This window comes from Streptomyces angustmyceticus (assembly GCF_040701845.1).
Taxonomy (GTDB): domain Bacteria; phylum Actinomycetota; class Actinomycetes; order Streptomycetales; family Streptomycetaceae; genus Streptomyces; species Streptomyces angustmyceticus_A.
Window position 1 is genome coordinate 182,373 of the sequence record NZ_JBFBHQ010000003.1, and the last position, 18,368, is coordinate 200,740.

The window sequence follows — 18,368 nt, forward strand, 5'->3', positions numbered from 1 at the left end:
CGCGGGGGGTGGCCGGCCCAGGACCCGGCCCCGGACCCGGTGGAGCGACCCGAGTGCATACGGGTGCTGGTGGCCGACGACCAGGCCGCCGTACGGTCCGGACTCGTCCTGGTGCTGCAGACCGATCCGGGCATCACGGTGGTCGGCGAGGCCGGTGACGGTGCGGCGGCGGTGCGGATGGCCGCCGAACTGCGGCCCGATGTGGTGCTGATGGACGTCCAGATGCCGCAGCTCAACGGGGTCGCCGCCACCCGCAGGATCGTGGAGCGCGGCCTCGCCGAGGTGCTGGTGCTGACCACCTTCGACCTCAACGAGTACATCTTCGGGGCGCTGCGGGCCGGCGCCGGCGGCTTCATCCTCAAGAACGCGGAGCCGGCCGTGCTGGTCGGCGCGGTACGGGAGGTGGCGCACGGGGACGGCTTCCTCACCCCGGCCATCGCCCGGCGGCTGATCACCGAGTTCGCCGGCCGCCCGCCCACCGCCGGGCCCACGCTGCCGGAGGGCGCCGCGCAGGCCCTCGACACCCTCACCAAGCGGGAGTTGGAGGTGCTGGCCTGCATCGCCCGCGGGCTGGCCAACAGCGCCATCGCGGAGACCCTCAACCTCGCGGAGGGCACCGTGAAGACGCACACCAGCCGCATCCTGTCGAAGCTGCACCTGCGCAGCCGGGTGCAGGCCGCGATCCTGGCGCAGCAGCACGGGATCGCCCTGCAGGGCTGAGCGGGCCGGGCACGGGGGGTGCGGCCCCCGGCGGCCTCACCCGTCGGTGAGCAGCAGGCGCGCCAGGGCGTCGTTCTGGCGGAAGTAGACCGCGTTGGTGTGCGGACGGGGGAACTGCGCCGGCCCGGCGACGATCCGGTCCCGGTGCACGGTGCCGGAGGCGTCGACGGGGTGCAGACCGGCACCGGACAGCCGCAGCATGCCGCCCGCGCCGTCCTCGGCGCCCTCCACCGCGAGCTCGCCGCGGGAGTACAGGGCGCGCAGCAGGGGGTCGGTGACCCGGTCGGGGCCGGGGGCCGCCAGGCGGGCGTCGAGGAGCACGGCCGCCTCGTGGACGGCCCCCGGGGCCGCGGGCCCGGACGCCCGGAAGACGGCGCCGCCCGACGCCCCGTCCCCCTCGACGACCTCCACCCGCATCCCGGGCCCCACGAACGTCACGATCCCCGCCTCGGCGAGCGCCAGCAGCTGTTCGGCGCGCAGCGGCGGCGGGCCCGAGCTGAGGTAGGTGCCGAGCGCGAAGCGGTCCAGCGCCTCCGCGACCTGGGCGGGGTCCAGGACGCCGGAGCGCCACAGCTCCTCGATCACGGAACCGACCCGCTGCAGGCCGTCGACCAGCGCGGTGTCCACGCCGCGCGCCGGGCCGGTACGGCGGTGCAGCACTTCGGCGAGGTGGCCGCGCAGCCGCCGCTGGAGCGCGTCGGCGTCGGCGAAGCGCAGGCCCGCGAGCGGGGCGGCCAGCCGGTCCAGGTCGAACCGGTCGGCGGGATCGGGCACCGCCGACCGGGCGAGCTTGGCCAGCCCGTCGGGGTCGGTGAGCAGCAGGGCGTACTGGGCGTCGAAGTCCTGCCAGGTCGTACGGGTCCGGGCGGGCTGCCCGGCGAAGAGCGCGCGGTAGTGCCACCAGCCCAGTTCGGCCACCACCAGCGGCCAGACCTCGCGGCCGAAGGAGGCACCGGGCCCGGACAGCCGGGCCCGGCAGGCCTCGACGGTGGCGAAGCGCGGGGCGGCGGGCGGGGCCGGGGCGCCGGCCGGTGCCGGGTAGGCCGGTTTCGGCGGCAGCGGGACGCCGCGCCGGGAGCCGGCGTACAGCCGGGGTTCGCGCCCGGACGGCAGGTAGCGCAGCGCGCCGCCGGGGGTGCGCACGAAGCGTCCGCCGCGGCCCTCGGTCAGCAGCGCCAGGCAGTCGATGAAGACCAGGCCGAGGCCGCGGACGACGACGGGGGCGCCGGGCGGGATGCGCTCCAGCGCGTCCGGGTCGGCGGGCCCGGGTCCGATCCGGGTCAGGCCGGCCGGGACCGGGGCGGCGAGGACCGGGGTGTGGCCCTGGGCGAACACCACCCGGTCGGCGAGGAAGGGCGGTTCGCCGGAGTCGAGGATCACCTGCTGGCGGCCCCGCCCGTCCGGCGCGTCGGCGCCGCCGGTGCGCCGCAGGTCGACCGCCCGGGCGCGGTGGACGAACAGCCGTACTCCGGGGGGCAGTTCGCGGGTCACGGTCTCGAAGAAGTGGCGCAGATAGCGGCCCTGGTCGCGGCGGGCGGCGTAGGCGCCGTCGTGGAGGGGGGAGCCGAGCCAGGCCGCGGTGGTGGGGCCGGGGCGCGGGGGCCCGGCGCAGTCCACGCTCTCGTCGGGGTACATCGTGACCTGCTCGGCGGCGGAGTTCATCCACAGCAGGCCGGGCTGGTCGGTGCGCCAGGTGCGGCCGGCACCCGGCGGGCAGGGGTCGACGATGTGCAGGTCCAGGGGCCGGCCGCCGTACAGGGCGGGGACGTTGGCGAGGATCCGCTCGACGATCGAGGCGCCGCGCGGGCCGCAGCCGATGAGGCAGAGGGTGCGTGCCGCGCCCGCTTGGTCGTTCAACTGGCCTCCTTCCATGGGCCTTCGTCCGGAAAAACACAGGGGCCCGGTGGCCCGTGCCGCAGCACGGGACCACCGGGCGCCGTGTCAGCAGCCGCCGCTGATCGTGGAGCCGAGCGCCTGGGCGTCACGCTCGCCCGGCACCTCCAGACCCTGAAGATCCATGATGGTCATCTCGACACCTCCCTTCCGCGGATCGGTGGACATGTGTACGGTGAATACACGGCGCGTGGTGGAACACCCACACCGTGTGGCCGGCTGCGTCAGCAGCCGCCGCTGACGGTGGAGCCGAGCGCCTGAGCGTCACGCTCGCCCGGCACCTCCAGGCCCTGAAGGTCCATGATGGTCATCTGACGACACCTCCTTCCGAGGACTCGTCGTGGCGGGGGAACACGGTGGTGACGTGCCAGGTGCCGTTGCGGGACACCTGGAGCCGGTGGGACTGTGCACCAGAGGTGCACGGTCCACCCGGCGTCGCGTCAGCAGCCGCCGCTGATCGTGGAGCCGAGCGCCTGAGCGTCACGCTCGCCCGGCACCTCCAGGCCCTGAAGGTCCATGATGGTCATCTGACGACACCTCCTTCCGAGGACTCGTCGTGGCGGGGGAACACGGTGGTGACGTGCCAGGTGCCGTTGCGGGACACCTGGAGCCGGTGGGACTGTGCATGAGAGATGCACGGTCCACCCGGCGTCGCGTCAGCAGCCGCCGGAGACGGTCGAGCCGAGCGCCTGGGCGTCACGCTCGCCCGGCACCTCCAGGCCCTGCAGGTCCATGATGGTCATCTGACGACACCTCCCTTCCGCGGTGCGCAGTGCCCGCTGCCCCGGACGGGGCGGTGGGGGTGGCGGCGCTCGTGGCGCCGCCGGCGCGTCCCGGGGCGGCCGGCTGAACGGCCGCCGCGGAGCGCGAGTCGGTGAGGAACGGGAGCAGCGGGGTGCCCCGTTCGGTGGCGGACAGCGCCAGCAGCACTCCGGCGCCGCCGCCGGCCAGGTCCATGGAGATCCGGGCACGGCCGTCACAGGGGAAGACCGTCGCGCCCCGCCATGTCATGGCGTGCTGGCCGAGGTTGGTCAGATGGCGGCGCAGATGCCGCTCGGTCGCCTCCGGGGGCAGGGGCACCCGTCCGCGCAGCGCCGCCAGCGTGGCGAGCAGTCCCGCGCGGCCGCCCAGCAGCCCGGACTCGATGACGAAGTCGGCGGCGCAGGCGCGCAGCAGCGCGGGCAGCGCCTCGCGGATCCGGTCGTCGTCGCGGTGGTCCAGCAGCTCGGCCGCGACCAGGGCGATCCCCGCGCTGCCGTTGTCCAGGTAGGGGAGCAGCCGGAATCCCTCGTCGACCTGGAGGGTGTCCTGGGGGCCGGGGGAGCAGCGGTCGAGGTCGCGGTGGACGGCGTGTACCGCCTCGTCCAGCAGACCCGGGTCGCCGGTGGCCCGGTGGGCGCGCAGCAGGAAGAGCGCGGCGCCCGACCAGCCGTACATCAGCCCGGCGGCGTCCTTCGAGCCGTGCCGGCGCCTGCGGGCGACCGGTTCGCCGCGGGCCGCGGTCAGCTGCCCGGTGACGCGGTCGGCGAGGCCGAGGGCCTGCCGGCGCAGGGTGTCGCTGCCGAGTGCGGCGGCGAAGTGCAGGAGGTTGAGGCCGACGCCGGACAACCCGCGGTAGAGGCTGGGGCAGTGGCGTACGGCGAGGCCGTCGGCGGCCCGGTCGAGGGCGTGCAGCGCGGCCTGTTCGTCGCCCAGCTCGTGCAGGACGTAGGCCATGCCGTGCAGTCCGTCGTAGAAGCCGATCCGTTCGGCGGGTACCCGGTCGACGGCGGCGCGCAGCCAGGCCGCGCCCTGTTCGTCGTGCTCCCCGAGCGCGGTGTGCCGGGCCCACAGGACGCCGGCGGCGCCGTGTCCGAAGCCCGCGCCGCCCTCGATGAACTGCTCGAAGTCGCCGGGGTGGAGGCGGTCGGTGCGGTCCGGGGTGGCGCTGGCGCGCAGCCCGCGGCCGAGGGAGGCGAGCAGGCCGGAGGGCGGCCACGGTCCCGGTGGCGAGGCGAGTTCGGAGGTCGTGTCGTCGTTGGGGGCCAGCTGCGGCGCCAGCCGTGAGACGAGGTGGTCCGGCAGCCCGTACCGCTCGGCCGCGGTGGCCAGCAGCGCGGGTGCCTTGTCGGGGGCGAGCCCGCCGAGCGCGGCCAGCGGCAGGAACAGCCACAGTCCGATGGCGGCGAGCGCATAGTGGTCGCCGTCGGTGCCGGTGGCGTCGGCCCGGTGGAAGCCGGGGGCGCCGAGGCTGCTCGGGGTGGCCCGGTCGGCCTCGTCGGCCACCTCGAAGTCGATCAGGACGGGCTCGTCGCCCGGCCGGATGATGAGGTTGCCCGGGTGCAGGTCGCCGATCCGGATGCCGCGGGCGTGGACCGAGGCGACCAGCGCCTCGATCCGGCCGAGCAGGGCCAGCGCACGGTCCCGGTAGGCCGCGACGGCCCGTTCGTCGGGATCGGGGACGGTCAGCGGGTGGTGGGCGGCGAGCCAGGTCTGGAAGTCCTGCCCTGCGATGTCCTCCAGGACCAGGAAGAGGTGGTCGCGGACCTGGAGGGTGCCGAAGGTGCGCGGGATCCCGGGCAGTCCGGCCAGCCGCTCCAGCATCCGGTGCTCGTGGGCGAGCCGGCTGACGGCGTCGCGGCCGACGCCGTCGGTCCCGGAGAAGGGCCGGCCCTCCTTGAGGACGACGCTTGCCTCACCGGCGCCGAGGGCCTCGTCGCCGACGGGGGCGGCGCGGTAGACGCCACCGCCGTTGGAGAACTGCAGCGCCCCGGTGATCCGGTACGGGAAGTCGTCCACGGCCTGCCGGGCGGCCAGCGAGTCCTTGAGGACGTCCGGCACCGTGACCCAGTCGGGGGTGTGGAAGACCGGGGTCCTGCGGTCCGGTTCCGGTGTGCCGTCGGGCCGCCGGAAGGCCGTGACCAGCTCGCCGTGGTCGTCCTCCATGTAGCGGGTGCGGAAGCCGCCGTAGCGGACGTAGAGCGGGCCCTGACGGAAGCGCAGGTCGGTCAGGACGTACGGGCCGGGGCGGCCGCCGACGAGCGCGTCGAGCTCTTCGAGGGTGCGGGCGAACTCGGCCTCGTCCACCGGGTAGACGGTCAGCAGCTTGCCGGCCGAGGAGCGCTGGGCGTACTTGCGGCTCAGGGCGCGCAGGACGTTGGCGCTCTTGAGGTACTTGAAGGCGATGCCGTGCGCGGTGCAGTGGGCGGCGACGTCGGCGAGGGTGCGGCGGGCGTCGTCGGGGGCCGCGCTGACGTGGATCTTCCAGCCCTGGTCGGGGAGGCGGTCCTCGGCCGGGCGGCAGAACGTCCAGGCCTCGTTGTCCTCGCGGCTCCAGCCGTCGGGCAGCGGCGGGGCGGGGAAGCGGGTGGCCGCCAGGTCCCAGTTGCCGGGCCAGTCGAAGAAGGTGCGGTCGGCCAGGGCGAAGCTCTCGGCGCCGTCTCTCATGCGGCACCTCGCGCGGGGGCGGCGGCCGGGACGGTCTCGGGGACCGGGCCGGACCCGGGGGCGGGGGCGGCGTCGTGGTCGCGGGCGGCCCCGTCGTCCAGGTACCCGGCGAGCGCGGTGCGGCGGGTGGCCGCCAGGTGCTCGGTGAGGATGGCGCGCGCCTGGATCTTGTCGTCCTCGTCCACGAAGTCGGCCAGTCCCACGGCCAGTACGCGGTTGTCGGCGCTGGGCTTCAGCGAGGCGTAGTGCTCGTCGCGCAGCAGCCCCCACACGATCGAGTCGTGGTACGCGCCGTCGAGATAGCAGTGGTCGCGCAGGATGCCCTCGACCACGAACCGGGTCTTGGTCATCAGCCGGATGATGCCCTTGTTGTAGCCGGCGGTGGTGACCTGCACGCGGTGCGCGTCCAGTTGGTGGAAGAGGTAGTCGACGAGCAGCACGACGGCTTCCGCGCCGTACCCGCGCCGCCACAGCTCGGGGGAGCCGATCGCGCCCCCGACGGTGAAGCCGCCGATCCGGCCGCTGCGCTGGTAGCTGACGGTGCCGATGCCCGCGCCGTCCTTCGTCCGGATCACCAGGTGGTGGACCCGGCCCGAGCGGTTGGCCTGCTCGACCTCGGCGGCTCCCAGCAGTTCCCAGTCCCCGCTGAGCACGGCGGCCGGCGAGCCGGGCCGCAGCCAGGAGGCGATCGCGGCCCAGTCGTCGTCCCCGGGCCATTCCAAGGTCACCAGTCGTCCCTGCACGGTGCGTCTCCCTCCTCAGCCGGTGTAGCGGGTCAGTACGAGAACGGCGTTGTGTCCGCCGAATCCGAAGGAATTGCTCAGGACCACGTCGCCGTCCCAGTCGCGGGCGCCCTTGACCACCAGGTCGAGATCGGGTTCCTCGGGGTGGTCGCAGTTGCGGATCGGCGGGATCCTGCGGTCGCGGAGCGAGAGCACCGCGGCGGCGGCCTCGGCGGCTCCGGAGGCGCCCAGCATGTGCCCGGTCATGCTCTTGACGGCGGTGACCGGGGTACGGCGCAGGTGGTCGGGGCCGAGTACCTCGCGCAGCGCGGCGGCCTCGATGCGGTCGTTGAGCACGGTCCCGGTGCCGTGGGCGCTGATCTGCCCGACGTCCTCGGGGGCGCGCCCGGCGTCGGCGAGTGCGCCGCGCATCGCGCGGACGGCTCCGGCGCCGGTCGGGTCGGGGGCGGTCGCATGGTGGGCGTCGGTGGTCGCGGCGTACCCGGCGACCTCCGCGAGGACCGTGGCGCCGCGGCGCTCGGCGTGGCCCGCCTCCTCCAGGGTCAGGACGGCGGCGCCGGCGGCCATCACGAAGCCGTCGCGGTCCCGGTCGAAGGGCCGGCTGGCTCCTTCGGGGTCGTCGTTGCGGCGCGAGAGGGCCTGGGCGTTGGCGGTGCCCGCCAGGTCGACGGCGGTGAGCGAGTCGTCCGCCCCGCCGGCCAGCACGATGTCGGCGCGGCCGTGGCGGATCAGCTCGGCCGCCTCCCCGATGGCCACCGCGCCGGTGGCACAGGCCGCGGAGACCGCGCAACTGGGGCCGCCGATGCCGTACTTGATGGACAGCAGGCTCGCCGGGTGGTCGATGGCGGTGAGGACGGAGTGGTAGGGGGAGACCCGGCGCGGCCCCTGTCCCTTGAGGACGTCGTACTGCTGCTGGATCGCGGAGGCGGCGCCGTAGCCGGAGCCGATCACCGCGGCGAAGCGGTACGGGTCGATGCCGGCCGGCGGTTCGAGGCCGGCGTCCCGCAGGGCCTCCGCGGCGGCGACCACCGCGTACCGGGTGAAGCTGTCGCTGCGCCGGGCCTCCTGGGGGGTGAGGCAGCCGGACCAGTCGAAGCCGGTGACCTCGCCGCCGATCCGGACCGGGAGGCCCGAGGCGTCGAAGCGGGTGACGGGGCCCACGCCGCTGCGGCCGGCCAGGAGGGCGTCCCAGAAGTCCGCGGTGGTGTTTCCCACGGGGGACACCACGCCGCAGCCGGTGACGACAACGCGCCGCCGCTCCTCGCGCATCTCCATGAAACCCGCCTCCTACTTTCTGCCCCGTTGTCACGCTCGGGGCGTCCTCATGACCAGAAACATGACAGGTGAGTCATTGCAGTGTCAACAGGCTTCCTCGAACAGGATCCGTCGACCCCCTCGACGACCGCACGACTCCAGGCCCCGCACCAGCGGAAACGCTCTCAGCGACATGACTCAGAGAGTCATGAAAATTGACTGTGGCGGCCATGCGAGGGACGTTGACGGGGAGGCCGGGGCCCGTGCCCAGGGGGCGGCCGGGGCGGGGCCGAGGCTCCGCCGGCTCACCACAGGGCCGGTGCCGCGCCCTCGTCGACCCCTGCTGAGACGGCCCCCGGTCGGTCCCGACGGCCCCTCGGCGCCCCGCCCGGCTCCCCGCCCGGCGCCTCGTGGCCGCCGCCAGGCCGGGCCGGGCGTACATAGAAAGTGACAGACGGCGGGGCGGAAAGTGCCTACCTGCGGATGATCCGAATGCGCCGGCCGCACGGGACGCTGGTCCGTACAACGAGCTCCGACCCATCACACGGAACGAGGGGAATCATGAAGGGTATTGCCGTCGGCATTGTTCTGGCGATCGCAGGTCTGGTCCTGTGGCTGACCACAAAGGAAGTGGAGACCCCGATCGTCTCGCTTCACAAGGCCGGTCTCATCCTGGCGATCATCGGCGGCGCGGAGGCCTTGTTCGCGCTACTGGGATTGGGAAAGAAAGCTAATAAATAAGCGCGCATTGCTCGCAATAACGGCATCCGCGCCGCGGCGGCACCCGCCGCCCGGCGGTCCTCAGTCCCGCTTTTCGAGGAGATCCGTCAGCCGTTCCCGGGCCCGCTCGGCGTGCCGGTACGCCTGGGCCCGCCGGAACAGACCGGCGGAATGCCGGAAGTACCCGGCCGCCCTTTCCCGGTCCCCCACCCGCTCACATGCCGCCGCGATCTCCCAGAGCGCGGCGGCTTTCTCATGGCCGCGGCCGGTATCGGGCAGCGCGGCCAGCCGCTCGCCCAGCGCGAAGAGGCGGCCGGTGTCACCGGCCGCCTCCGCACCCACCGCGTCCGCGGTGGTCAGCCAGAGCGGGAACGCCGGCTCCTGCGCGACCGAGGCCACCACCAGGCCGCGCTCGACGACGCTGCGGGCCCGGTCCGTCTCGCCGCCGTGCAGCAACAGCAGGGCGTACCGGCCGTTGATCTTCTCCCAGAGCGGGAAGCCGGCGGCGGGGGCGACCCGGCGCGCGCACTCCCCCAGCAGGGCGGCGGCGCGCTCCGTCTCGCCCCGGTCGTGCAGATCGAGCGCCCGGTGCAGATCGATGGCGGCCCGCGGCCCGGGGAGCACCCCGTCCGCCGGGGGCCGGCCGTGGTCGCCGTCGGGCGCCCAGTCGGGGCAGCCGCTCCAATAGGCGCAGCGGGTGAGCACCTCGTGGACCAGCAGCGAGTGGAACCCGGTACCGGGCTGCCGGCCGGCGCATTCGAGGAAGGCGGTGAGCGCGTGGCGCAGCCCGTCCTGGACCCGGCCGGCCGACTCCAGCAGGTCGGCGAGGGCGATCAGGGCGCGCAGCCGGGGCTCGGCGTACGGCGCGGGGGCCGGCGCGTCCAGCATCCGCAGCAGGACCTCGGCGCCCTCGTCGGCGCGGCCGAGTGTGCCCAGTATTTCGGCAATGGCGAGCTGCGCCTCGGTAAATACGTCGTCCTGCCGGCCGGAGGGGTCCATCTCGGCCAGTGCGCGGAATTCCGACAGCGCCCCCTCGGCGTCGCCGCCGTCCCATTGCCTGCGGGCCGCCACCAATCGCCCGACGAGGTCGAGCCTGCGGACCCGGCCGGTGGTTTCGGCCGGCTCGGCGGCGCCGGATATTTCGTCGACGCCGACCCCGAGGCGTTCCGCGAGGATCTTGAGTGCCCGGCCACTGGGAATACGCTTCCCGCGTTCCACCAGCGAGATGTAGCTGGACGACATGTCGGAACCGGCGAGGTCGTGCTGCGTCATTCCAGCGCCGACCCGGAGCTCTTTGATTCTCCTCCCGGTGTCCGCCAGCTCAGGCATTCGACAAGCCCTCCGGATTTCGAACAGTGGATGACCCCGGCCGGCTGCTTCAAAACGCGCCGAGTCACAATGAGTGCTCGGCACTTTACCAACTAGTCAAGAAGAAGTCGACCGATATTCGGATTCCTCCCACCGTTCTTCACCGGGCCCGCCGAGATCATTTTCGGGGACCGCCGCATTGCACCCGACGGTTCGCGAGAGTCCGGTGCGCACACCGGATAACCGGCCGCCGGGTACACCGAACTGTGTGCGCGCCGCCCCCGGGTCAACCTTTCGATGTACTACCGCGCGGCGATGCACACCCCGCGGCGACGTGGTCGGATGAGGCAGCACGCGCCCCCACCACCGCCGGACTCCGCGGAGGCACCACCCCATGACGCAGCCCCAACGCCCCGATCTGCACAAGGATCCGGCGTCCCTCGCCACCTCGTCGCCCGCGGTGCTGGCCTCGGACGCCGAGCGGGAGAACATGGTCGAACAGCTCCGAGAGGCCACCGCGGAGGGCCGGTTGACCCTGGAGGAGCTGGCCGAGCGGTCCGAGGCGGCCTATCTGGCCCGTACCCGCGCGGAGTTGCTGTCCGTCGGCGAGGACCTGCCGCATGTGACGCCCCCCGCCCCGGCGGGCCCGCCCGGACAGCGCACCTTCCGCGCCGCCTTCGGCGACCTCGTCCACCACAGCCCCGTCCTGGAACACGGCATCGAGGCGACCGCGGTCTTCGGTGACCTCACCCTCGACCTGCGCTCCTCCCCGGCACCGTCCACCGGCGAACTGACCATCGTGGCCCGCGCGATCGTCGGCGATGTGCACCTCCTCCTCCCCGAGGGCGTCCGGGTCGAGATGAACTGCAGCAAGGTCCTCGGCGATCTGCGCGACCTGACCCGCGAGCACGCCGGCCCCGAGGCCATCACCCCGCTCGTGCGCATCACCGGCTCCGCCGTCCTCGGCGACATCGTCGTCGCCCACCCCGACAGCGACCGGCGCACGTACTGGCAGAAGTGGCTCGACGAGCGCCGCAAGCGGGCCTGACCGGAGGAGAAGCCATGACGTCCGCCCCGGCCCTGCCCCGCCCCGCGCCGCCCGCCGCCGTCCTCGACGAGCGCCGGATCGGTCTGCGGGCGAGGCTGCGGCACACCGGCGCGCTGTCCCGCCGCAACGTCCTGCAGATCCGGCAGAACCCGACGGCGATGACCGACGCGCTGCTCACGCCGATCGTGCTGACCGTGCTGTTCGTCTTCGTCTTCGGCGGCTCGATCGGCGGTGCCGGAGGGCGGGCGCAGTACACCGCCTTCCTGGTGCCGGGGCTGATGGTGATCCTCGGGTTGACCATCGCGATGGCCGTGGGCGTCGGCGTCCACGACGACTTCCGTACGGGCGTGATGGACCGCTTCCGCGCGATGCCCATCGGCCGCTCCTCGGTGCTGGTGGCCAAGCTCGTGGTGGAGACCGGCCGGATGCTGGTGGCCATCACGGTGCTGCTGGCGGTCGGCGCGCTGCTCGGCTTCGACGTCGCCGGGCACTGGCCGGGTCTGCTGGCCGCGGTCGGCCTGACCGCCGTCTTCGGCACCTCCCTGGTGTGGAGCTTCATGCTGCTGGGCCTGACCCTGCGCACCGCACAGGCCATCCAGGGCCTCTCGGTCCTGGTGCTGACCCCGCTGGAGTTCGGCTCCTCGATCTTCGTACCGACCTCGACCATGCCGGACTGGCTGCACACGTTCACCCGCTTCAATCCCCTGACCCATATGGCCGACGCGGCCCGCGGACTCGCCCTGGGCGAGGGCCCGGTGGCCGGCCCGGTGTTCTGGACGCTGGTGTGGTCGGTGGGCCTCACCGCGCTCACCGCCCCGGTAGCCGTCGCCAAGTTCCGCACCAAGACCTGACACCGATCCGTACGGAGCGGAGAACCTCCCCCGGCACGCCCTCGGCGTGACTCCCCCGTACGAAGAAGACGTGCCCGGCCTCCTCCGGCCGCCCCCGGGCCCGAGGAGGGCCGGGCACGCGCATGCTCCGGGGCCGCGCACCGGGCAGGCGCACGCGCCCGGACCGCCGCCCCACACAACGGACCCGCACCGCCGTGCTGCCGCGCCGTCCGGGGAAGTTCTTCCGCCGCGACGGCGACCGGCCACCACAGGGGTGCGGGTCCGAAGGGGGGCTGCGGGGTGTCACTCGTCCTGGGGGGACTCCCGCTCCGGGAAGTCCCCCGCGGCGGCGGTCATCCCCGGCGGGAGGTCGGCGAGCGCGGCCGCCACCTCCACCACGGCCGTGGTCCCGGCGGCGACCTGTCGCCAGGCGTCCGCCAGCGCCGCCGGCAGCGCGTCGGCGTCCGTCACCCGCCGGTGGCCCAGGCCGTGGGCGGCGGCCAGGCCCTCGGTGCCGGTCGGGCGGGGCCGGGTGAAGGCGAAGCGCGAGCCGCCGGGGGAGACCCGGTCGAGGTTGGACTGCAGCCAGCCGTAGCCGCCGTTGTCGAGGACGACATAGAGCACGGCGACGCCCGCGTCGGCGACGGTCGGCAGCTCGCCGCGGAAGAGGTTGAAGGCGCCGTCGCCCACCACCGCGACCACCGGCCGCCCGGCCGGTTCGGCCAGCCGGACGCCCACCGCGGCGGCCGCGCCGAAGCCGAGCGGAGTCTGCTCACTGGGCACCACCGAGCCGCCGCCGGACCCCAGCGACCAGTGCGGGAAGTAGTACGACCACATGTCCTGCAGGCCGTTCTCCTGGACCAGGACCCGGTCGGCGGGGACGGCGCGGTCCAGGGCGGCCAGCACCCGGGCGACCGGCACGGCCCCCTCGGTGACCGTCTTGGCGGCCTCCTCGGCCCGGTCGGCGGCGCGCCGCGCCAGCGCGGCCCGCGCGTCGCGGACCCGGGCCGGCCAGGCCGGTCCGGGCCGGTGACCGGCCAGCAGCTCCGCCCAGCCGTCGACGATCCGCCCGGCGTCGCCGAGCACATGGTCGCCCGGCCGCTCCATGGCCAGGTTCTCCTCTCCCAGCACCGCCTGGATGACGGGCAGTTGGGACATCTCCTCCGGCCAGCCGAAGGTGGCGGTCTCCTCCAGGCGGCTGCCCAGCGCGATGACGAGGTCCGCCTCGCGCCACAGGGAGTCCATCGGCGCGACCGTGTAGAGGCCGCTGACGCCGCAGTGCAGCGGATGGTCCTCGTCGACCGTGCCGCGGCCGGAGGCGGTGCTGAAGAGCCCGGCGCCGAGCAGCTCGGCGAAGCGCTCGATGCGGCGGCCGGTGTTGCGGTGCCGCGCGCCGCCGCCGACCAGCAGCAACGGCCGCTCGGCCGCGGCGATCCGGGCGGCGGTGGCGGCCAGCGCGTCCGGGTCGGGGGCCGTCCGCTGCGGCCCGACGGGGCGCCACGGCCCGACCCGGGTGACCGGTTCGGCGGCGATCTGTTCGGCGAGCTCCACGTAGACCGGCCCCGGGGCGCCGTTGACGGCGAGCGCGGCGGCCTTCTCCAGGGCGCCGGGCAGCCGCTCGGAGTGGTCGACGCGGGTAGCCCACTTCACGTAGGGGCGGATCGCGGTCAGCTGGTCCAGCTCCTGGAAGGCGCCGGTGCCGAGCCGGTCGAGCCGGGTGCCGTCGGCGACGAGGATCAGCGGCGCGGCGGCGGAGCGCGCCTCCAGCACACCGGTGAGCGCATTGGTCAGCGCCGGTCCCTTGCCGATCACGCAGACGCCGGGGCGGCCCGCGGCGAGCGCGTAACCGGTCGCCATGAACACGGCGTTGCGCTGGTCGCGGCAGAGCACCACCGTGGTGTCGGACCGCTCCAGCTCGCCGAGGAGCGCCATGTCGTCGCCGGGCAGCGCGAACACCACGTCGGTGCCCAGGTGCCGGAGGTGGTCGGCGAGGGCGGCCCAGGCGGTGGGGTGGGTGGTGGGGGTCATCGTCCGGCTCCCGGTCGGTGGGCGGCGACGGCCTGGGAGATCAGGACGGGTTCGGCCCGTACGTCCTCGCCGTCGGCGATGTAGTTGGCCATCCGGCCGTAGCCGCCGAACGGGGCGTTGCCGTTGTCGATGGACAGCAGGGTGGTGTCGAGGGTGACGGTGGTGCGCCGGCGCAGCGCCTCGACGAGGCGGGGGGCGTGGCCGTAGACGCTGGAGCCCAGGGCGCGTTCGGTGAACATGCCCGTGGTGAGGGTCGCGGCGAGCGTGTCCTGGTCGCGGTAGCCGGCGATGTTGAAGATCGGGGCGAAGAACTCCGGCACGTGGGTGCGCGGGGTGACCTCCGCGCCGACGACGACGGTGGGATCGAGCCGCCGGCCGCGGAAGTCGACGTGTCCGCCGTGCACGATGCCGCCGTGGTTGCGGGCGAGGAACTGTGCGCCGTCCTCCAGCGCGCTCTCGTAGAAGATCGGCCCGAAGTCGGCGTCCGGGTCGGTGTAGGGGCCGTAGCGCAGCCCCTTCAGCTCGCTGACCAGCGCGTCGACGAACGGGTCGAGCAGCGACTCGTGGACGGTGAACAGGTCGGGGCCCAGGCAGTCCTGGCCGGTGTTGAGGACCCGGATGGCGATGGCGTCGCGGGCCGCCTGCTCGACGTCGGCGCCGGGGGCGACGACGAACGGGTTGACGCCGGAGCCGAGGAAGAGGAAGAGCTGCCCGGGGGCGAGCCGGGCCCGGATCTGCTCGGCGTTGGCGTAGGCGCCGGTGAAGACGACGACATCGGCGGGGCGCACCTGCTCCTGCAGGAACTCCCGCTGGCTGGCGCCGGAGAGGGTGATGGGCAGGCCGTGCCGCTCCGCGAGCAGGGCGTGCAGCCGGCCCATCTGGTCCTTGACCCGGCTGGAGGGGCGGAAGACCAGCCGGTCCGTGTAGAGCGCGGGGACCAGCAGGTAGAGGGCGTAGGAGTAGAGGATGACGTTCGACGGCATGAAGGCGGCCAGCTGAGGCACCCGGCCGGGCCGGTGGGCGGCCACCTCGTCCAGGGCCCCGTCGAGGGTGGCGATGGTCGACTCGATCTCGTAGGCCGCGGCGCGGTGGGTGGAGATCTCGCACAGCAGCTCGTGCACGGTACCGGCGTCGTTCACCAGGAAGTCCCGGACCCGGTGCACGGCTGCCGCGCGCCGGATGTCGGTGCTGTCCTCCGGCTCGGCGGCCACGGTCGGCCATGCGGGAGCGGAGCTCATATGTCCCTCCTCGGGGCGTAGTCCATGGAGGGTCAGCGTCAGCCAATTGTCATTTATTGTCAAGTAAAGTCATTGCACTCGACTGGCTCATATGACAAGCGGCCCCGCCCCCGGCCGGTCCGCGAGGCCACCCTCGCCCCTGCTCTCCGGGGCCGCCACCCGCGAGGCGGCTTCCCAACTGTCGCAATACCCCCGCACAGGCAAAAGGAATGCCATGCTCCGAACGTGACAAAAAATGACTGCCCGCCGGGAGCCGGGCCGTCCACAGGCCCCCCTCGGCGGCCCCGCGATGAGTAGAATCGCGGTCATCAGTGCCCCCTGTCCGCAGCGTCCGCGCGCCCGTCACCGTCCGTCCGCCCCACTCAACTGCGAGCGATTTTCTTGACGATTGAGCAGCCTGCTTTCGGTAAGCGAGTGCGGGAGGTCCGGCGCGCCCAGGGTCTGTCCCAGGGGGACCTCGCCGGGGACGACCTCTCCCCCAGCTATGTCTCGCTGGTCGAGAACGGCCGCAGAATCCCCGGCGCCAAGATCGCCCGCTCCCTCGCGCAGCGCCTCGGCACGACGGTCGAGGCGCTGTCCGCCACCGACGAGCCCGGCGACCGGCTGACCCGGCGCCTGGGCCTGGTCGGCCAGTTGGTGGCCGCCCGCGCCAGCCAGCTGGCCGGGGACTGGCCGGCGGCCCGGCGGCAGCTGGAGTCGGTGGTGGCGGAGGCCGGCGCCGGTCAGGACGAGGTGCGCTGGGAGGCCCGCTGGGAACTCGCCACCGTCCTGGGGCGGCTGGACGACGCGGCGCGCCATGAGGCGGCGCTGCGGCAGCTGCTCGACGATCCGCTCACCCGCTCCGCGCCCGTGCTGCACGCCCGCGTCGCCGTCGAACTCGCCCAACTGCTGCGCGCCGCGGGCCGCCTCGCGGACGGTGTCCGCTTCGCGGAGGAGGCGGTCCGGGTCACCGGCGAGCTGGAGCCCGGCCGCCCGGAGCGGGCCCAGGCCCGGGTGGCGCTGCTGTCCGTGTCCGTCGACAGCGGGGAGTGGAGCCGCGCCGAGCAGCTCGGGGCGGAGCTGCAGGAAGAGGTGGCACCGCTCCCGGCCGGTGAACTCCGGGCGAGCGCGCTGTGGGCGGTGGCCGGCGCGCAGTACCTCGGCGGGCATCCGGACCGGGCGCTGGAGCTGCTGGCCGAGGCGGAGCAGCTGCTCGCCGCGACGGACGGGATGCGGCTCCGGCTGCGGCTGGCCCGCGCCCGTACCCTGCTGGCGCTCGCGGCCGGTCCGCAGGACCAGGCCGACGCCCTGCTGGAGCGGGCCCGGCAGGCCGCCGCGCTCGTCGACACCCCGTCCACCCGGATCTGGCTGGCCGTCCTGGAGACGGCCGCGGCGCTGCGCCGGCAGCAGCCGGCGGCGGCCGCCGGGCACGCCGCCGCGATCGACCCCGACGCCGGCGCGCTGACGCCCCTCGACCGGGCCCGCTGCCTGCTCCACCTGGCCCGCGCCCGTCGCGCGGACGGCGCGGGGGAGGCCGCGGAGGCCGACTTCAAGAAGGCCGCCGAGGGCTACGAGCAGGCCGGCGCGTTCCGGCTGGCGCTGGAGAGCTGGCGCGAGCTGAGCGCCGGCCGGACCGGCGAGGGGCCCGACCCGCACGCCGTACTCATGCCCTAGCGGAGTCCGCGGCCCGGGGGCCGCCCGTTCCGGACGCCGGGCCGCGGTCCGCACCGTCCGGCGCGTCGGGGGCCTGCGCCCGCCAGATCCGGACGCCGGGCACCGGGGACGAGGTCGCCGCGCAGGCCACGGTCTGCGGACCGGCGGGCAGTTCGCGGACGTAGGCGGTGCCGCCGGGGCGCGCGGGGGAACCGGGGCCCGCGGGGGAACCGGGGATCTCGACCCGGCCGTCCCGCGCGCCGCTCAGCGCGTCGATCGCGTCGGCGGCGGCCAGCTCGCCCCGGCCGGTCAGCCGCAGCGCCGCCTCCTTACGGGTCCACAGCCGGGCCAGCCGCCGCGCCCGCAGGTCCACCGGGGCCTCCTGGACGTAGCCGCGCTCCAACGGGGTGAAAGGCAGCAGCAGTTCGCCGACCGGCCCGCGCGGCACGGTGTGCACGGACAGGGCCACCGGGAGGTCCCGGATCAGGGCCAGGAACTGCCGGCCCGTGTCCCCGCCGGCGGCGAGGCAAAGGCGGGCTCCCGCAGTCCGGCCGACGGTGGCGGGCGGTTCCGCGGACACCGGACGTCCGAAGCCGTCCCGGGTCACCCGGATATCGCCCGGTGAACACCGCAGAAGCCGTCCCAGGAATTCCGTCAAACCGTGGGTGCGGCGAATGTCGACGGGGATGTTCGTGAATATGTGTAAACAACCGTCCGCTAATTCGGAGGAGCGGGACGGTTCCCAACTGCCGCCCTCTTCCTGCACGTCGGCGGGGCTGTCGTCATGGTTGAGCGAATGCGCGCCACAGGAATGCTGGTCCCCCCGCATAGATCCCCTCGCACCATGTCTCCTTTCCGGAATGGTCACATCCGAGAAAGCAGTGCCTCGAGTAGATTTGATTTATCCTCCGGAGATCCTCAAGGTAACCCTGGTCTATGCCTGCGTCAACAAGGGACGACCGAAAATCAACTACGGTTTACCCGGGGACATTACGAGTTTTCGCCAACGCGGGACGGGGCGCACGGCGCCGAACCCCTGGCGACCGCAAGTCGGGGCGGCCGCTCTTCCGCTGACAAGAATCTGACTGCTCTTCACATCCCTTGCACGGATGCGCTTCTGCCGGTGTGACGGCGCCGGCAGAAGCACACCTGCCGGGGCCGCCCTCAGGACGCCGCCTGCTTCTCCACCCGGATCACAATGTCCAAAACCGTGCGCATGTCCTTCATCTCCTCTTCGGGCAGTTCGACCCCGAAGCGCTCCTCCGCGACGACGATGACCTCGGCCATCGCGAGCGAGTCCACGTCCAACTCCTCGACCAGGGACTTCTCCTCGGTCACCTCGGCGGGTACCACGCCGGCCACCTCGTGCAGGATCTCGGCGAGTTGAGCAACGATCTCTTCGCGGGTCGGGACGGTCGGGACGGTCATGACGCTCACCTCTCCGTGACATCAGAGTCATTCCCATGACTACACTTGACTGTTCTAGTCAACTGGAGGTCCGATATGTTGTCAACGACTTCCTTTCAAG

15 protein-coding genes are annotated in these 18,368 nt (G+C 73.7%); 5 read left to right on the plus strand and 10 right to left on the minus strand.

From position 1 onward, the window contains the following. Window positions 1-57: 57 nt before the first annotated feature. Window positions 58-720 (plus strand): response regulator transcription factor, encoded by a 663-nt coding sequence (locus tag AB0411_RS08205; RefSeq protein WP_366416921.1) that lies wholly within the window; start codon window positions 58-60, stop codon window positions 718-720. A gap of 36 nt (window positions 721-756) precedes the next feature. Here AB0411_RS08205 and AB0411_RS08210 read toward each other — a convergent pair whose 3' ends face one another. The 5 genes from AB0411_RS08210 to AB0411_RS08230 form a co-directional block, all read right to left on the minus strand. Further along, a complete protein-coding gene (locus AB0411_RS08210; RefSeq protein WP_366416453.1) occupies window positions 757-2,577 on the minus strand; it encodes an FAD/NAD(P)-binding protein in 1,821 nt (606 codons plus the stop codon). An 84-nt stretch (window positions 2,578-2,661) separates the two neighbouring features. Continuing rightward, window positions 2,662-2,781 (minus strand): class III lanthipeptide, encoded by a 120-nt coding sequence (locus AB0411_RS08215; RefSeq protein ID WP_208629161.1) that lies wholly within the window; start codon window positions 2,779-2,781, stop codon window positions 2,662-2,664. Window positions 2,782-3,309: 528 nt separating this feature from the next. Further along, window positions 3,310-6,039 (minus strand): class III lanthionine synthetase LanKC, encoded by a 2,730-nt coding sequence (lanKC, locus tag AB0411_RS08220; protein WP_366416455.1) that lies wholly within the window; start codon window positions 6,037-6,039, stop codon window positions 3,310-3,312. After that, window positions 6,036-6,782 carry a GNAT family N-acetyltransferase gene (locus tag AB0411_RS08225; protein ID WP_366416457.1) on the minus strand — a complete coding sequence of 249 codons (747 nt, stop codon included), beginning with the start codon at window positions 6,780-6,782 and terminating at the stop codon, window positions 6,036-6,038. The genes lanKC and AB0411_RS08225 overlap by 4 nt, the downstream gene beginning before the upstream one ends. Window positions 6,783-6,797: 15 nt before the next feature. Next, on the minus strand, window positions 6,798-8,057 hold the full coding sequence (locus AB0411_RS08230) for a beta-ketoacyl-[acyl-carrier-protein] synthase family protein (RefSeq protein WP_366416459.1): 1,260 nt from the start codon (window positions 8,055-8,057) through the stop codon (window positions 6,798-6,800). Window positions 8,058-8,597: 540 nt separating this feature from the next. Here AB0411_RS08230 and AB0411_RS08235 point away from each other — a divergent pair. Beyond that, window positions 8,598-8,777 carry a DUF5708 family protein gene (locus tag AB0411_RS08235; RefSeq protein ID WP_088798687.1) on the plus strand — a complete coding sequence of 60 codons (180 nt, stop codon included), beginning with the start codon at window positions 8,598-8,600 and terminating at the stop codon, window positions 8,775-8,777. 60 nt (window positions 8,778-8,837) lie between these two features. Here the strand turns inward: AB0411_RS08235 and AB0411_RS08240 are convergent, their stop codons facing one another. Beyond that, window positions 8,838-10,085, minus strand: a complete 1,248-nt coding sequence (locus AB0411_RS08240; protein ID WP_366416460.1) for a helix-turn-helix domain-containing protein — start codon at window positions 10,083-10,085, stop codon at window positions 8,838-8,840. Window positions 10,086-10,458: 373 nt separating this feature from the next. Between AB0411_RS08240 and AB0411_RS08245 the strand changes: the two genes are divergently transcribed. Together AB0411_RS08245 and AB0411_RS08250 are read left to right on the plus strand one after the other, a co-directional pair. Continuing rightward, the gene (locus AB0411_RS08245) at window positions 10,459-11,112 is read left to right on the plus strand and encodes a DUF1707 SHOCT-like domain-containing protein (RefSeq protein WP_366416461.1); all 654 of its coding nucleotides are present in this window, start codon (window positions 10,459-10,461) and stop codon (window positions 11,110-11,112) included. Window positions 11,113-11,126: 14 nt separating this feature from the next. Further along, window positions 11,127-11,963: an ABC transporter permease gene (locus AB0411_RS08250; RefSeq protein WP_366416463.1), complete on the plus strand. Its 837-nt coding sequence runs from the start codon at window positions 11,127-11,129 to the stop codon at window positions 11,961-11,963. Between the two features lie 282 nt (window positions 11,964-12,245). Here AB0411_RS08250 and AB0411_RS08255 read toward each other — a convergent pair whose 3' ends face one another. Beyond that, window positions 12,246-13,970, minus strand: a complete 1,725-nt coding sequence (locus AB0411_RS08255; RefSeq protein ID WP_366416464.1) for a thiamine pyrophosphate-binding protein — start codon at window positions 13,968-13,970, stop codon at window positions 12,246-12,248. Next, a complete protein-coding gene (locus AB0411_RS08260; RefSeq protein ID WP_366416465.1) occupies window positions 13,967-15,208 on the minus strand; it encodes an aldehyde dehydrogenase family protein in 1,242 nt (413 codons plus the stop codon). Before AB0411_RS08260 ends, AB0411_RS08255 begins: the two co-directional genes overlap by 4 nt. A 414-nt stretch (window positions 15,209-15,622) precedes the next feature. Between AB0411_RS08260 and AB0411_RS08265 the strand changes: the two genes are divergently transcribed. After that, the gene (locus tag AB0411_RS08265) at window positions 15,623-16,861 is read left to right on the plus strand and encodes a helix-turn-helix transcriptional regulator (protein WP_366416466.1); all 1,239 of its coding nucleotides are present in this window, start codon (window positions 15,623-15,625) and stop codon (window positions 16,859-16,861) included. Here AB0411_RS08265 and AB0411_RS08270 read toward each other — a convergent pair. Beyond that, window positions 16,851-17,420 (minus strand): 4'-phosphopantetheinyl transferase superfamily protein, encoded by a 570-nt coding sequence (locus AB0411_RS08270; RefSeq protein ID WP_366416467.1) that lies wholly within the window; start codon window positions 17,418-17,420, stop codon window positions 16,851-16,853. The genes AB0411_RS08265 and AB0411_RS08270 overlap by 11 nt on opposite strands. A gap of 584 nt (window positions 17,421-18,004) precedes the next feature. Continuing rightward, window positions 18,005-18,268 (minus strand): acyl carrier protein, encoded by a 264-nt coding sequence (locus AB0411_RS08275; protein WP_366416469.1) that lies wholly within the window; start codon window positions 18,266-18,268, stop codon window positions 18,005-18,007. Between the last annotated feature and the right edge of the window lie 100 nt (window positions 18,269-18,368).

Bases quoted from the DNA above. Each gene is read 5' to 3' on its own strand.
- AB0411_RS08255 (WP_366416464.1), bottom strand. From the start codon at position 13,970: ATGACCCCCACCACCCACCCCACCGCCTGGGCCGCCCTCGCCGACCAC.
- AB0411_RS08260 (WP_366416465.1), bottom strand. From the start codon at position 15,208: ATGAGCTCCGCTCCCGCATGGCCGACCGTGGCCGCCGAGCCGGAGGAC.
- AB0411_RS08215 (WP_208629161.1), bottom strand. From the start codon at position 2,781: ATGTCCACCGATCCGCGGAAGGGAGGTGTCGAGATGACCATCATGGAT.
- AB0411_RS08240 (WP_366416460.1), bottom strand. From the start codon at position 10,085: ATGCCTGAGCTGGCGGACACCGGGAGGAGAATCAAAGAGCTCCGGGTC.
- lanKC (WP_366416455.1), bottom strand. From the start codon at position 6,039: ATGAGAGACGGCGCCGAGAGCTTCGCCCTGGCCGACCGCACCTTCTTC.
- AB0411_RS08235 (WP_088798687.1), top strand. From the start codon at position 8,598: ATGAAGGGTATTGCCGTCGGCATTGTTCTGGCGATCGCAGGTCTGGTC.
- AB0411_RS08245 (WP_366416461.1), top strand. From the start codon at position 10,459: ATGACGCAGCCCCAACGCCCCGATCTGCACAAGGATCCGGCGTCCCTC.
- AB0411_RS08230 (WP_366416459.1), bottom strand. From the start codon at position 8,057: ATGGAGATGCGCGAGGAGCGGCGGCGCGTTGTCGTCACCGGCTGCGGC.
- AB0411_RS08250 (WP_366416463.1), top strand. From the start codon at position 11,127: ATGACGTCCGCCCCGGCCCTGCCCCGCCCCGCGCCGCCCGCCGCCGTC.
- AB0411_RS08275 (WP_366416469.1), bottom strand. From the start codon at position 18,268: ATGACCGTCCCGACCGTCCCGACCCGCGAAGAGATCGTTGCTCAACTC.